Origin of the sequence: Sphingobium sp. WCS2017Hpa-17 (assembly GCF_031843765.1) — a bacterium.
In the GTDB taxonomy this organism is placed as follows: Bacteria; Pseudomonadota; Alphaproteobacteria; order Sphingomonadales; family Sphingomonadaceae; genus Sphingobium.
Window position 1 is genome coordinate 185,686 of sequence record NZ_JAVTIV010000005.1, and the last position, 15,045, is coordinate 200,730.

At 64.2% G+C, this 15,045-nt stretch carries 10 protein-coding genes; 9 read left to right on the plus strand and 1 reads right to left on the minus strand.

Features of this window, described 5'->3' with window-relative positions:
• Positions 1-7 precede the first annotated feature (7 nt).
• The 3 genes from RQH62_RS10790 to RQH62_RS10800 all read left to right on the plus strand — a co-directional run bounded on the left by RQH62_RS10790 (position 8) and on the right by RQH62_RS10800 (position 5,400).
• Positions 8-2,131, plus strand: a complete 2,124-nt coding sequence (locus tag RQH62_RS10790) for a sodium-translocating pyrophosphatase (RefSeq protein ID WP_311268756.1) — start codon at positions 8-10, stop codon at positions 2,129-2,131.
• A 218-nt stretch (positions 2,132-2,349) separates the two neighbouring features.
• Positions 2,350-3,345 (plus strand): sensor domain-containing diguanylate cyclase, encoded by a 996-nt coding sequence (locus tag RQH62_RS10795; RefSeq protein ID WP_311268757.1) that lies wholly within the window; start codon positions 2,350-2,352, stop codon positions 3,343-3,345.
• A 96-nt stretch (positions 3,346-3,441) separates the two neighbouring features.
• On the plus strand, positions 3,442-5,400 hold the full coding sequence (locus RQH62_RS10800) for a S9 family peptidase (protein ID WP_311268758.1): 1,959 nt from the start codon (positions 3,442-3,444) through the stop codon (positions 5,398-5,400).
• A gap of 171 nt (positions 5,401-5,571) precedes the next feature.
• Here RQH62_RS10800 and RQH62_RS10805 read toward each other — a convergent pair whose 3' ends face one another.
• Positions 5,572-7,635, minus strand: coding sequence for a TonB-dependent receptor (locus tag RQH62_RS10805; protein ID WP_311268759.1), 2,064 nt, complete (start codon positions 7,633-7,635; stop codon positions 5,572-5,574).
• Between the two features lie 315 nt (positions 7,636-7,950).
• Between RQH62_RS10805 and RQH62_RS10810 the strand changes: the two genes are divergently transcribed.
• From RQH62_RS10810 to RQH62_RS10835, 6 genes are all read left to right on the plus strand, one after another.
• Positions 7,951-8,640, plus strand: a complete 690-nt coding sequence (locus RQH62_RS10810; RefSeq protein WP_311268760.1) for a DUF2490 domain-containing protein — start codon at positions 7,951-7,953, stop codon at positions 8,638-8,640.
• Positions 8,641-8,763: 123 nt separating this feature from the next.
• Positions 8,764-10,410 (plus strand): DNA methyltransferase, encoded by a 1,647-nt coding sequence (locus RQH62_RS10815; RefSeq protein ID WP_311268761.1) that lies wholly within the window; start codon positions 8,764-8,766, stop codon positions 10,408-10,410.
• A gap of 43 nt (positions 10,411-10,453) precedes the next feature.
• Positions 10,454-11,578, plus strand: a complete 1,125-nt coding sequence (locus RQH62_RS10820) for an 8-amino-7-oxononanoate synthase (protein WP_311268762.1) — start codon at positions 10,454-10,456, stop codon at positions 11,576-11,578.
• A complete protein-coding gene (gene bioD / locus RQH62_RS10825) occupies positions 11,575-12,189 on the plus strand; it encodes a dethiobiotin synthase (protein ID WP_311268763.1) in 615 nt (204 codons plus the stop codon). Before RQH62_RS10820 ends, bioD begins: the two co-directional genes overlap by 4 nt.
• 122 nt (positions 12,190-12,311) lie before the next feature.
• Complete coding sequence (locus tag RQH62_RS10830) at positions 12,312-14,357, plus strand: M13-type metalloendopeptidase (protein WP_311268764.1); 2,046 nt, start codon at positions 12,312-12,314, stop codon at positions 14,355-14,357.
• A 225-nt stretch (positions 14,358-14,582) separates the two neighbouring features.
• Positions 14,583-14,990, plus strand: coding sequence for a DUF4168 domain-containing protein (locus RQH62_RS10835; RefSeq protein WP_311268765.1), 408 nt, complete (start codon positions 14,583-14,585; stop codon positions 14,988-14,990).
• The last annotated feature ends 55 nt before the right edge of the window (positions 14,991-15,045 follow it).

Sequence of the window (15,045 nt, forward strand, 5' to 3'; positions counted from 1 at the left end):
AACATCCATGCAGATTGTCTATATCGCCATAGGGTGCGGGCTGCTGGCCGTACTCTACGGGCTTTTCACCAGTCGCCAGGTCTTGAGCCAACCACCCGGCAATGACGTCATGCAGGCGATCGCCGGCGCGATTCAGGAGGGGGCGAAAGCCTATCTTGGCCGCCAATATACCACCATCGCCATCGTTGGCGTGGTGGTGGCGGTGCTGGTCGCCCTGTTCCTGGGCGTCACCTCCGCGGTCGGTTTCCTGATCGGCGCGATCCTGTCGGGGGCGGCAGGATTCATCGGCATGAATATTTCGGTCCGCGCGAACGTCCGCACCGCCGAAGCCTGTCGCGGCACGTTGCAGAGCGGCCTGACCGTCGCCTTTCGGGCGGGGGCCATCACCGGCATGCTGGTGGCAGGCCTTGCCCTGCTGGCGATCAGCCTCTTCTTCTGGTATCTGACCGGCCCGGCCGGCCATGCGCCCGACGACCGGCTGGTGATCGACAGTCTCGTCGCACTGGCCTTCGGCGCGTCGCTCATCTCCATCTTCGCGCGGCTGGGCGGCGGCATCTTCACCAAGGCGGCCGATGTCGGCGCGGATCTGGTGGGGAAGGTCGAGGCCGGCATTCCGGAGGATGACCCGCGCAACCCCGCCGTGATCGCGGACAATGTCGGCGACAATGTGGGCGACTGCGCCGGCATGGCGGCCGACCTGTTCGAAACCTATGTCGTGACCGTCGGCGCGACCATGGTGCTGACGTCGCTGCTGGTGACGGGCGTGGACAACGCCTTCCTGATGAAGCTCATGGCCCTGCCGCTGATCGTGGGCGGTGTGTGCATCATCACCTCCATCATCGGCACCTATATGGTCCGTCTGGGCGCCAGCCAGTCGATCATGGGGGCGCTCTACAAAGGCTTCTGGACCACGGCGATCCTGTCCATCCCCGCCATATATGTCGCCACCCAATATACGCTGGGCGACCTCAACGCCGTATTCGGCGCGGATCTGGACGGGGTCGGCGGCTATACCGGCATGGCCCTCTTCTGGTCGATGCTGGTCGGCCTCGCCGTCACCGGCCTGCTGGTGGTCATCACCGAATATTATACCGGCACCGCCTATCGCCCGGTCCGTTCGATCGCCAAGGCATCGGAAACCGGCCATGGCACCAACGTCATTCAGGGGCTGGCGATCAGCCTGGAATCGACCGCGTTGCCGACCTTGGTGATCGTGGTCGGCATCATCGTCGCCTATCAGCTGGCGGGCCTGATGGGCATCGCCTTTGCCGCTACCGCGATGCTGGCGCTGGCCGGCATGGTCGTGGCGCTGGACGCTTACGGTCCCGTCACCGACAATGCCGGCGGCATCGCCGAAATGGCGCATCTGGACGATAGCGTCCGGGTGAAGACCGACGCGCTGGACGCGGTGGGCAACACCACCAAGGCGGTGACGAAGGGCTATGCCATCGGCAGCGCCGGTCTGGCCGCGCTGGTGCTGTTCGGCACCTTTACCGAGGATCTCGACTATTATGGCTCCGCATTGGGGCTGACCCAGCCGGTCGATTTCAGCCTGAAGAACCCATACGTCATCGTCGGCCTGCTGCTGGGGGCTTTGCTTCCTTATCTGTTCGGGGCGATGGGCATGACCGCCGTGGGCCGCGCGGCGGGCGACGTGGTCAAGGACGTGCGCGACCAGTTCGCCACGAACAAGGGCATTATGGAAGGGACGTCGCGCCCCAATTATGCCCGCACGGTTGACCTCGTCACCCGCGCCGCGATCAAGGAAATGATCGTGCCCAGCCTGCTCCCCGTACTGGCGCCGATCATCGTCTATTTCGCGATCGCGGCGGTGGCGGGCAGCGATAATGGCTTTGCCGCGCTCGGTGCCCTGCTGTTGGGCGTCATCGTCTCCGGCCTGTTCGTCGCTTTGTCGATGACGTCGGGTGGCGGCGCATGGGACAACGCCAAGAAATATATCGAGGACGGTCATCATGGCGGCAAGGGCAGCGAAGCCCATAAGGCAGCCGTGACCGGCGATACGGTCGGCGATCCGTACAAGGACACTGCCGGCCCGGCGGTCAACCCGATGATCAAGATCACCAATATCGTCGCGCTGCTGCTGCTGGCCGCGCTGGCGCATGGCGGCTGATCGACCGTGAAGGGATGGAGGAGGGGTTTCACCTCTCCTCCCCTCATCTTTGGCCCGACCGGTCGCGCGGGGCCTTCCCAATCTAAACATTAACCTTTTCTTCAGGGCAGGGGCGCAGTCTGTCGCCGTGGTCGGCCGGTTAGGGGGCGGGCCGCACCGCAGCTTATGTCCCGCCATGCCCCTGTCGGCATGGCCTAGTTCGAGCAGCGGATGCCCTGATGATGCACGCGATTGTGAACGACGAACCCGGCCGTATCGCCGCCCTGCACCGTTACCAGATTCTCGACACCCCGTCCGAGGGCGCGTTCGACAAGGTCACCAACCTCATCCGCACCTTGTTCGGCGTACCGATGTCCGCCGTGTCGCTGATCGATACCGATCGCCAGTGGTTCAAATCGCTCGCCGGCCTCGACGCCACGCAAACCCCACGCAGCGAAGCCTTTTGCGACCATGCCATCCGCCAGGACGAGCCGCTGATCATCACCGATGCGCGGGACGACCCGCGCTTTTGCGACAATCCGCTGGTCACGGGCGATCCGGGCATCCGCAGCTATGCCGGCGTGCCGCTGCGCACGCCCGATGGCTATAATATCGGGTCGCTCTGCGCCATCGACACCCGCGCCCGCGACTTCGCGCCCGAACAGATTGAAATATTGAAGAGCCTGGCCCCGATCGTGGTCGAACAGATGGAGTTGCGCCTGCTGGCCGAGCGTGACCATCTGAGCGGCGCGATGACCCGCCGCGCCTTCGTCGCCGCGCTGGACAAGGCGATCGCGCTCCACATCCGGCACCAGCGCCCCGCCGCGCTGCTGATCCTGGACATCGATCATTTCAAGCGGATCAACGACAGTTATGGCCACCCGGTCGGCGACCGGGTGATCGAGGCGGTGGCGAAGCGCTGCGTGGAACTGTCCCGCCCCAGCGATTCGCTCGGCCGGATCGGCGGGGAGGAATTTGCGTTGCTGCTGCCCGAAACCAGCGAGGCGGATGCGCTGGCGGCCGCCCGCCGCTTCTGCACGGCGATCGGGGAAATGCACATCCCCAACGATCCGCCGCTGCGCGTCACCGCCAGTTTCGGCGTGGCCGCGATCGGCCCCGGCCGTATGACGAGCCAGGACTGGCTCTCCGCCGCCGACGCCGCGCTCTATGAAGCCAAGCGCGGCGGCCGCAACCGCGTGGCGCTGGCACCGCTGGCGGCGGATTGCGCCGCCTGACTCGTTCGCGCCAACGGATTGATAACAGCCTATTTTAAATGACGCGCGACGCGCGACGCCCTATATCGGCCCTGGGGTCGATCATTTGGGGGGATTATGTCGCGCATCATCATGCTGCTTGCGGGCGCAGCCATTTGCGGAAGCGCGGTGGCGCAGACGCCGCCTGCGGAAAACGCAGCACCAGCTGCCCCGCGCCAGTGGACGATCAAGGATTTCGCCGCCCTGCCGCTGATGAGCCAGCCAAGCCTGTCGCCCGATGGCCTGCATGTCGCCAGCCGGGTTGCGATCAATGGCGAATTGCGGCTGGTCATCGCCGACGTCTATGAAGGCCCCAACCGTATCCGGTCGATGGGTCTGGGCGAGAATGATCTCAACTGGTGGCAATGGGTCAATGACGACTGGCTGATCGCCGGGGTCGGCAATGAATCCAACGTACAGGGCAATCCCTGGTATATCAGCCGCGTCGTCAGCGTGAAACGCGACGGCAGCAAGGTGACGCTGCTCGCCAAGAATGTCGCCGCGCAAAGTGCCGACGACGTCATCTGGATCGCCCGCGACGGCAGCCCGCGCATCCTGCTGTCCTATCAGACGTCCATTTTCTACAATGATCCCGGCTTCTGGCCCAAGGTGGACGAAATCGACATCAGCACCGGCCGGATGCGCCATGTCGTGCCGCCCCGGCAGAATGTGCGTGGCTGGTATGCCGACGCCGGCGGCACGGTGCGGATGGGTGTGGGCTATAACGATTCCAGCCGCACGTCGACCCTGCTCTACCGCCCTGATGCCAAGGCCAGTTTTCGCGTCGTCGACCGCGCCGACCGGCGCAAGGATGAATCGCTGGTGACGCCGCTGCTGTTCACCGCCGATCCGGGCAAGGCTATCGCCAGCGACGACCGCGAAGGCACCGACGCGCTGTACGAACTAAACCTCGCCACGCTGGAACTGGGGCGCAAGATCTTCTCCGCGCCCGGTTTCGACCTGGGCGGAATACAGGAGGATGCATCCGGCACCGGCCTGGCCGGCGTGCGCTACACCGCCGATGCGCCGACGGTCCATTGGTTCGACGCCAATCTGGCCAAGATTCAGGCTGACATCGACAAGGCGGTGGGCGACCGGCGCGCCCGCATCGTGTCCACCAGCCGCGACGGGCAGAAGCTGATCGTCCATGTCGGGACAGCGGACCAGCCGGGCGCCTATTATTATTACGATACCGCCGCCGGGGCGATGAGCGTGCTGTCGCGCGTCAGCGACGCGTTTCCGGGCAAGACCCGCCTCTCCCCGGTCAAGACCATCCGCTACAAGGCGCGCGACGGGCTGGAAATCGCCGCCGTGCTGACCCTGCCCATGGGCAGGGACGTCAAGAATCTACCGCTGATCCTGATGCCCCATGGCGGCCCCTTTGCCCGCGACAGCGAGGAATGGGACTGGTGGGTGCAATATCTGGCCTGGCGCGGCTATGCCGTGCTGCAACCCAATTATCGCGGATCGTCCGGCTATGGCACCGCCTTTGCGAAAAAGGGCGAGGGGCAATGGGGGCTGGCCATGCAGGATGACCTCAACGACGCGGTCGACTGGGCGGTGCAGCAGGGACTGGCCGATCCGAAGCGGGTCTGCATGGTCGGCGCCTCCTATGGCGGCTATGCGGCAATGCGCGCGGCCCAGCGCGACGGCGCGAAATATCGCTGCGCCATTTCCTATGCCGGCGTGTCGGATCTGGCGGCGATGATGCGCTATGACGGCCGCTTCCTCAACCATGGCGGGCGCAAGGACTGGATGAAGGAACAGGCGCCCGATTTCGCCGCCGTTTCGCCGATCGGCTTTGCCACGCAATTCTCCACCCCGATCCTGCTGATGCACGGCAAGAAGGACCGGCGCGTGCCCGTCGCCCAGTCGCGCGAGATGGCGGAAAAGCTGAAGGCGGCCGGCAAGGTGGCGGGCAAGGAGTATATCTATGTCGAACAGCCGCTGGCCGACCATTTCTTCTCACGCGAGGCCGACCGGCTGGAATTTCTGGAGAAGATGGACGCTTTCCTGAAGGCGCATAATCCGGCCTGAGAGTCTGTTTGGAAAATGCGCGGAAGAGCGCATTTTTGATGCGGCACCGGCCCGCTCCCCCCACCCGACCACCCATAAGGGTACCATGTCTGGGCGGTCGGGTGGGCGAGCGGGCCGGTGCGGATGCGCCAGAGGCGCAGTTCCAAACGGACTCTCAGGCCTGCATGGCGATCAGAAATCGCGGCGCAGTTCCAGAAACACCGTGCGCGGGCGCCCGACAAAGGCGCCCTTGCGCGCATCGAACGTCGCCAGCGCATAGGTCTTGTCGAAGATATTCTCGACCCGCAGCATCGCTTCGACGAAGCCCAGATCCTTGGTGATGCTGCCGTCGAACACGGTGAAGCCGCGAATATGCGCACCGCGCCGGTCCAGCTGCCCCGACACATATTGGCCGCCGAGCGCGATCGCCGCGCCCCAGGCCGGTATTTGGTAACGGGACCACAGGCCCGTCTGATGCCGCGGCGCATTGGGGAAGCGCCCGCCCACGGCATTGTCGATCGTCGCGCCCGGCGCACTGTCGGTGATGCGCGCGTCATTATAGGCGTAGTTGGCGGTCAGCACCCAATTCTTGGTCAGGTCCGCCGACAGGGTGAACTCCGCGCCCTTGCTCGTCACCTCCCCCACCGGCGACAGCTGATCAAGGCCGCCGACCGGCGGCAGATCGGGATCGACCTGCACGATGCCGTTGCGCACGATATGATAGAGGGCGATCGTAGGTTGCAGCTTGCCGCCCATCAATGCGCCCTTTGCCCCGACCTCGAACTGGCGGCTGCTGATCGGGGCGAAGGGGCCGCCGACCGCCGGATTCTGGTTGCCGGCATCCTGCGGCTCGAAGCTTTGCGAATAGCTGCCATAGAGGGACACGGATGTGACCGGCTTGTAGATGCTGCCGACGCGCCAGCTCCACCGCCCCCCTTCCGCATATTCGCCGCCGATCCGGTCCTTGTCGTCGAACCAGTCGTGCCGCACGCCGCCGACCAGGATGACATGATCGCCGATATCCGCCTGTTCCTGCGCATAGACCCCATAGCGATGCGCGCGCGACGCCGTCACTTCGGGCGTCAGGCCCGCCAGATCCGCCTCGCTCGGGTTGCTGAGGCCATAGACCGGATTGCTGAGCGACAGACCGGGCACAGCGTTCAGCGACACGCCGGTGAAATCGGACGTTTCACGATACCAGTCCGCGCCGACCAGCAGCGTGTGTCGGACCCCGCCCATCTCCAGCTTCGCCACCAGATTCGACGCCAGGCTCAGCCCCTCGATATCGCGATGCTGCGACCGGAACTGGCGCGGCTGGGTATCGACCACCCCGTCGCCGTCGGTATCGACCGGCCCCAGCGGCTCATGATAGCGCTGATCTTCCCTGTAGCGGAACCAGCGGCCCGACGCATTGACGCTGACCGCATCGGACAGGCGGCTGTCCAGCCGTGCCTGCAACACCGTGCCTTTGAGCGCCAGCCGATCGCTCTTTTCATTATGTGTCCATGTCCGGTCGGCCAGGAAATCGCCATCGGCGTCGATCGCCACGCCGCGCAGGCGATTGCCCGGCAATGTCTGGTCATAGCGGGTCGCCTGCACGGTCAGGCTGGTGTCGGGTGCCAGCCGGAATGTGAGGCCACCGTCCGCCACCAGACTGCGGCTGCCGGAAAAACGCTGCACCGTGTCGAGCCGTTCGTAGAAGAGGCCGGCACGCCCCGACACCACGCCGTCAGCGTCGATCGGCCCGGTCACTTCGGCCGATCCGCCGATCCGGTCATAATTGCCCACCACCCCGCGCAAGGAGGCCGCAAATTCTTCCTTCGGTTTCTTCGTCACATAATTGACCATGCCGCCCGGCGAACTGGCGCCGTACAGCATGCCGACCGGCCCCTTCAGAAATTCGACCCGGTCGATGCTGAACAGGCTGGGCACGGCAAAGCCCTGAAACGGGTCGCCGCGCAGCCCGTCATAGAACATCGATTCCTGTCGGAAGCCGCGATAGGTGACTGTGGCATATTGGTTGGCGCTGACGCCCGCGACATTGCGATACAGATCGGTGATATCGCGCGCGCCCTGATCGCGGATCAATTCGCTGGTCAGCACCTGCACCGACTGCGGGATATCCATCGGATCGGCGCCGATCTTGCCGATCTCGCTGTGGTCGACGCGATAGAGTTTCTCCGCCCGCGCCGTCACCAATATGTCGGAATCGATAGCGGCATCCAGCGGCAGCTGGGCCTGGGCCAGACCGGGCAAGACAATTGGCAGGGCGAGCAAAGACAGGGAGCGGAAGCGAGGCAAGGCGGGGTTCCCGTAGGCTGGAAATGACGGCGCCGTGCGCCGTTATGAGCCTCTCCGTGCACGCGTCGCTAATGCGATTGCGAATAGATTTCAATATGTAACGTGCATGTTTCCGTCATTTTCGACGGCTATGCCAAGGCGGACCGAGTCCAGCCATGATGCAACGCTGACAAGGCAATGATTGTCATGAAATAGAAATATAAATGACGCCGTCATGTCACATGTTGGTCATATTGGGCGCGGCGACCCGTTGTTGGGAGAGGAATTGCCGTGCGCTTCATTCGCCTGTGTCTGTCGTCCGTTGTCGCCCTGCCCCTGTTGTGGGCCGCGTCCCCCGCCCATGCCAGTGAGGATGAACAATTGTGGACCACCGCCAGCGCGACGGTGAAGCTGGACGATCACTGGCGCCTGTCGCAGGAAATCGTCGCCCGCTTCAGCAACGACCGCAAGGGCCTGTATGAAGTCGAATCCAACACGCTGGTCGGCTACAAACTGTCGAAGGCAGTGACGGTCTGGGCCGGCTACACCCATGACCCGCAATATGCCGGCGGCGATTTCACCGTTATGGAGCATCGCGGCCGCCAGCAGGTGACGTTCGACAATATCGCGAAGATCGGCCGCATCTCGATCAGCGCCCGCATGCGGATGGAGGAGCGGTGGCGCGACGGGGTGGACGGCACCGCCTGGCGGCTGCGCCCCTATGTAAAGCTGGTCATGCCCTTCCGCGAAGGCGGCAAGACCGCGCTGGTGCTGAGCCATGAGAGCTTCTTCGACCTCAACAAGACCAATTTCCAGCGCGTGCAGGGCGAAGAGCGGATGCGCAACCTGATCGCCATCACCACCCCGGTCGCCAAGAATGTCAATGCGGAAATCGGCTATCTGCACCAGCACGGCTTCCGCCCCGACGCGGACGACAGCAACGACAATGTGGCGTCGTTCGCGCTGAGCTTCAGTTTCTGATCCGCGCGCAAATGCTCGACAAGGGACTGGATTTACAGTCGATCCGATTCACTCCGGACCGAATTGGATTGGCCTTGCTCCCTCTCTTCTGATGCTCTGCCCCCAGCAGAGAGGGCATTGGGCATGGCAAGCAAGGACAGCGGTAGCAGGCTCTATTATGGCGACAATCTGGACGTTTTGCGGGAACATGTCGCGGATGGCAGTGTCGATCTGGTCTATCTCGATCCGCCGTTCAATTCCAACGCCAGCTACAATATCCTCTTCCGTTCGCCCGCTGGCACGGGCGCCGACGCCAGCATAGAGGCATTCGACGACACATGGAGCTGGGGCCCGGCGGCGGCCAGCGCCATCATGGACATTACGGAAAGCGGTAATCACAAGCTGCATGTCCTGATGCAGGCGATGCGCACGGCGATCGGCGAAAATGCGATGATGGCTTATCTCGCCATGATGGCTGTGCGGTTGCAGGAACTGCACCGCGTGCTCAAGCCCACGGGCAGCCTCTACCTCCACTGCGATCCGACCGCGAGCCATTATCTGAAACTGGTGCTCGATGCGGTGTTCGGGGCCGAGCATTTCAGGAACGAGATCGTGTGGAAACGATCCACTGCCAAGGCACTAATGTCGCGTCGGTTGCCTACAAATCATGACGTCATTCTTGCATACACAAAAGCTAGTGAGGCAACGTGGAATGAGGACACAGCCTTTCAACCCTATGATCCTGCGGATTTGCCTGAAAAGACGGCGGCCAAATATTCCCGCAAGGATGAAGCTGGCCGACTTTACCGGCTCGATAATCTCATCAACCCCAATTCCAACAGACCCAATCTGACATACGAATTTCTTGGCATTACTCGCGTATGGCGATGGACGCGGGAGCGCATGCAGGCGGCCCACGACAATGGGTTAGTGATCCAGACCAGGGTGGGCTCTGTTCCGCAGTTGAAACGGTATCTCGACGAACAGAGAGGCGTTCCGCTGAGCGACGTTTGGACCGACATCCCACCTCTCAATTCCCAAGCCCAGGAACGCCTCGGCTATCCCACGCAAAAGCCGCGCGCATTGCTGGAACGGATCATCGCCGCGTCCTCCAATCCCGGCGACATCGTCCTTGATCCCTTTTGCGGGTGCGGGACGGCGGTGGATGCGGCGCAGAAGCTCGGCCGGCGCTGGATCGGGATCGACATCACGCACCTCGCCATCGGCCTGATCGAGAAGCGGCTGCGCGAAGGCTATGGCGATGCTGCCCAATTCGAAACGATCGGCAGCCCCCGCGACCTCGCATCTGCCCAACGACTGGCGCAGGACGATCCGCATCAGTTCCAGCACTGGATCACGCTGCGGCTGGGCGGATGGCCATGGATGGGCGGCAAAAAGGGTGGCGATCGCGGCGTCGATGGCTATTTCTATTATGTCGGCGTTGGCGGCCAGACCGAAACCGGCGTCATTTCCGTCAAGGCGGGGCATCATGTAAATCCGGCGATGGTCCGCGATCTTGGCCGGGTGATGCAGCGCGATGGCCATAGCCTTGGCCTGTTCGTCTGTGCCGGACTGCCGACGCGCGGCATGGAACAGGAAGCCGACAGCCATGGGCTGGTCCAGACCGAGTTCGGCCGCTTTCCGGCCCTCCAGATCTTCACTCTGGCGGAACTGTTCGCGGACCGGCACCCGCGCCTGCCGCCATTGGTCAGCCCCAATCGCAAGGCGCCGCGGGTGGAAACCCGCCGTTCGCACCAGCCCGGTGCGCAGGCCGCACTCGACCTGCAATAACCGCCGCTTGCCGCCTCCTCCGGCCGGGCTTATAGCCCGCGCCATGACCGCCGAACCCTATGCCAAGCAGCTTGCCGCGCTGGAGTCGCGCGGGCGGCTGCGTCGCCTGATCCCCCGCGCCGGCCGCGATTTCGCGTCCAACGACTATCTGGGGCTGGCCGGCGATCCGATCATTGCGCAGGCCGTCGCCGACGCGATCGGGCGCGGCGTGCCGGTGGGGTCGGGCGGATCGCGCCTGCTGCGCGGCAATGCGCCGGAACATGAAGGGCTGGAGGCCAAGGCCGCCGACTTCTTCCGTACCCAGGCCGCCCTGTTCGTCGCCAACGGCTTCGTCGGCAATCTGGCGCTCTTTTCCACCCTGCCGCAACGCGGCGACCTGATCGTTGCGGACGAACTGATCCACGCCAGCGCCCATGACGGCATCCGCATGGGCAAGGCGCAGGCCGTCTTCGCCCGCCATAATGATGTGCAGAGCTTCGCCGACCTGATCGCCGGCTGGCGCAAGGAAGGCGGTACCGGGCGCATCTGGATCGCCGTCGAGACGCTTTATTCGATGGATGGCGACATGGCGCCGCTGGCCGATCTGGCAAAGCTGGCCGCGACCCATGGCGGGATGCTGCTGCTGGACGAAGCCCATGGCACCGGCGTCTTCGGTCCCGGTGGACGCGGCCTGTCGGCGGGACTCGATGGCCTGCACAATGTCATCACGCTGCACACCTGCGGCAAGGCGATGGGGGTGGAAGGTGCGCTGATCTGCGGCCCGCGCATCCATATCGACTATCTCATCAACCGCGCCCGCGCCTTCATCTTCTCGACCGCGCCTTCGCCGCTGATGGCGGTAGCGGCATCGGCCGCGCTGGACCGGATCGAGCAGGCCGGCGACCTGCGCGACCGGCTGACCACATTGCGGCAGGATGCGGCGGAGGCGATCTGCGCGCCGCTGGGCCTGCCTTCGCCCCGCAGCCAGATCGTGCCGGTGATCCTGGGTGATGACGTTCGCACCATGGCAGTGGCGGTGGCCTTGCAGGAGGCCGGCTTCGACGTGCGCGGCATCCGCCCGCCGACCGTACCCGCCGGCACCAGCCGACTGCGCATATCGCTGACCCTGAATGTCGGCCGCCACGATGTCGCCGCGCTGGGCGACGTGCTGCGAAAGGCGATGGCATGAGCGTCCTGATCGTCACCGGCACCGACACCGGCATCGGCAAGACCGTCTTCGCCGCGGGCCTCGCCGGCGCGCTGGGCGCTCATTATTGGAAGCCGATACAGGCCGGGGTCGATCCCGAAGGCGACAAGGAAACGGTGGCCGCCCTCTCCGGCCTGCCCGCCGACCATATCCTGCCAGAAGCCTTTCGCCTGACCACGCCCGCCTCCCCGCATCTGGCCGCGCGGATCGACGGCGTCACCATCGCCCTCGACCAACTGGCATTGCCGCAGGTGGACGGGCCACTGGTGGTGGAGGGCGCGGGCGGCGTTCTGGTGCCGATTTCCGAAACGCTGCTGATGGCGGACCTGTTCGCCCATTGGGGCCAGCCGGTGATCCTGTGCGCGCGCACCGGGCTTGGCACGATCAACCACAGCCTGCTCAGCATCGAAGCGCTGCGATCGCGCGGCGCGCAGCTGGCGGGCATCGCCTTCATCGGCGACGCGCATGAAGAGAATGAGCGGATCATTCCCCAACTGGCCGGCGTGCCCTCGCTCGGCCGGTTGCCGCATCTGGACCGACTCGATCCGGCGTCCCTGAAGGCAGCGTTCGCGGCGAACATCCAACTGCCCTAATATTTCAACGGCCGACAATTTTCGACCAACGACATGGACAAGCCTGTTGCACGGGCGTTCAAGTCCCGGTCACGCCGGGCCTGCTACCGCTTGCCCATCTGTCACAAGCAAGGGATGCTTTGATGAAAACCCTCCTCATGGGCGCTGCCGCCACCGCGCTGGCGCTGGCCGCCACCATGGCGCAAGCCGATCAGTCCGCCACCCCAGCCACCGCTGCCGCCAACAGCACCAAGCCGACCTATGGCAGCTATGGTTTCGACGCGACCGGTATGGACCAGTCGGTCAAGCCGGGCGACGATTTCTACGATTATGCCAATGGCACATGGGCGAAGAACACGCCGATTCCGGCCGACAAGTCCAATTATGGCGCGTTCAACACGCTGGACGACCTGTCGCGTGAACGGACCAAGAGCATATTGGAAGCGGCCAAGACCGACCCCAACAGCAAGATCGGCATGGCCTATGCCAGCTATCTGGATGGCGCCACCGTCGAGAAGCAGGGCCTGACCCCGATCAAGCCCTGGCTGGCCGAGATCAAGGCGGTCAAGGATGTGAACGGCTATGCGCTGGTCGCGGCCAAGGCGGCGCGCGCCGGCGTCGAAGGCCCGTTCCGCTTCTATGTGGGCCAGGACGACAAGGATCCCGAAACCTACATCCTCTCGATGAGCCAAAGCGGCCTTGGCCTGCCCGACCGCGACTATTATCTGGATCAGGACGCCAAGATGGCGGCGATCCGCACCGCCTATGTCGCGCATCTGGAACAGATGTTGACGCTGGCCGGGCAAAGCGATGCCAAGGCGCGCGCCGCCGCGCTGATGGCGTTCGAGACGGAAATCGCCAAGGTCCACTGGACGCAGGTCGACAGCCGCGACGCCGACAAGACCTATAACAAGATGACGCTGGCCGACCTGCAGAAGGCCGCGCCGGGCTTCGACTTCGCCGCCTATTACAAGGCGAACGGCCTGACCCCGACCAGCCTGCTGGTGGCCCAACCCAGCGCCATCACGGGTGAGGCCGCGCTGATCGCCAAGACGCCGATCGGCGTGCTGAAGGACGCGCTGCTGCTGCGCAGCCTGCATGGCTTTGCCGACAAGCTGCCCGAAAATATCGCCAACGCCGATTTCGCTTTCTACGGCACCACCCTGTCCGGCACGCCGGAGCGGGAAGAGCGCTGGAAGCGCGGCGTCGATTTCCTGAAGGAATCGCTGGGTGAGGAAGTGGGCAAAGCCTATGTCGCCCAATATTTCCCGCCCGAAACCAAGGCGGCGATGGATGTGCTGGTCAAGAATGTGCTCGCCGCTATGGGCCGCCGCATCGACGCGCTGCCGTGGATGAGCGACACCGCCAAGGCGCGCGCGCACAAGAAGCTGGCCGCCTTCACCCCCAAGATCGGCTATCCCGACAAGTGGCGCGACTATGCCGGCCTGACCATCAAGGGCGGCGACCTGTTCGGCAATGCGCTGCGATCGAACCAGTTCGAATTCGACTATAATATCGGCAAGCTGGGCAAGCCCATCTATCGCTGGGAATGGGGCATGACCCCGATGGAGATCAACGCCTATGCCAATTTCGGCATGGTGGAGATCGTCTTCCCCGCCGCCATCCTGCAACCGCCCTTCTTCGATCCCAAGGCGGACCCGGCGGTCAATTATGGCGGCATCGGCGCGGTGATCGGCCATGAACTCAGCCATCATTTCGACGATCAGGGCGCGAAATATGACGAGACGGGCAAGCTCAATCAGTGGTGGACCGATCAGGACGTCGCCAATTTCAAGGCGCTGACCGGCAAGCTGGGCGCACAGTACGACGCCTATGAACCCTTCCCCGGCGCGCATGTGAAGGGCGCCTTCACCATGGGCGAGAATATCGGTGACCTGGGCGGCCTCGCCGTCGCGCTCGACGCCTATCACGCCTCGCTGGGCGGCAAGCCCGCGCCGGTGATCGACGGCATGACCGGCGACCAGCGCTTCTTCCTGGGCTGGGCGCAGGTGTGGCGCCGCAATTATCGCGAGGCCAATCTGCGCCAGCGGCTCATCACCGACCCGCATGCGCCGTCGCAATATCGCACCGACATCGTACGCAATTTCGATCAGTGGTATGATGCGTTCAAGCCCGCACCGGGCGGCAAGATCTACCTCGCGCCCAAGGATCGCGTGAAAATCTGGTAAGCCAAAAGGCAGCGGCCCGGATCGGGGTACGAATCCGGGCCGCCGCTTATTCCGCACCTGCGAATAGGGGCTGCGACGAATGGCGCCTGTCCGGGGACGAGCCGTTTTTGCGAGTCCTGTTATCTTTTGAATCGCACGGCTTACCGTTGCGCCCTTTCTTGCCCGGAACGATTTCAACAGCTTGACCGTCTGTTCATCAGCATATCGGTCAAGAGGAGAAAAAAGTTGACGGGTCTGAAAACCACCGCCCTGCTGAAAACGGGCTTTGCATCGCTGGCTCTGTTCGCGGCCTATCCCGCACTCGCGCAGGATGCCGCCGCACCGGCAGCCGCTCCGGCCCCCGCCGCCCCTGCGGCCGGCGCCAGCAATTTCAGCGATAGCGACATCAAGCAATTTGCCGCCGCAGCGGTCGAAGTGACGAAGATCCAGTCGGACACGTCCATCGCCGAAGCCGACAAGCAGCCCAAGATGCTGGCCGCGTTGCAGGCATCGGGCCTGCCGCCCGAAAAGTTCAACCAGATCGGTCAGGCCGCCGCCGCCGACCCGGCGCTCCAGCAGCGTATCCAGGCGGCCGCACCGCCGGCGCCGGCGGCGCCTGCTGCTCCGGCAACTCCGGCACAGCCGCCGCAATAAGGCAAACAGGAAAGGGCCGGTCATTCACCGGCCCTTTTTCTTTGCACAGCGGTCC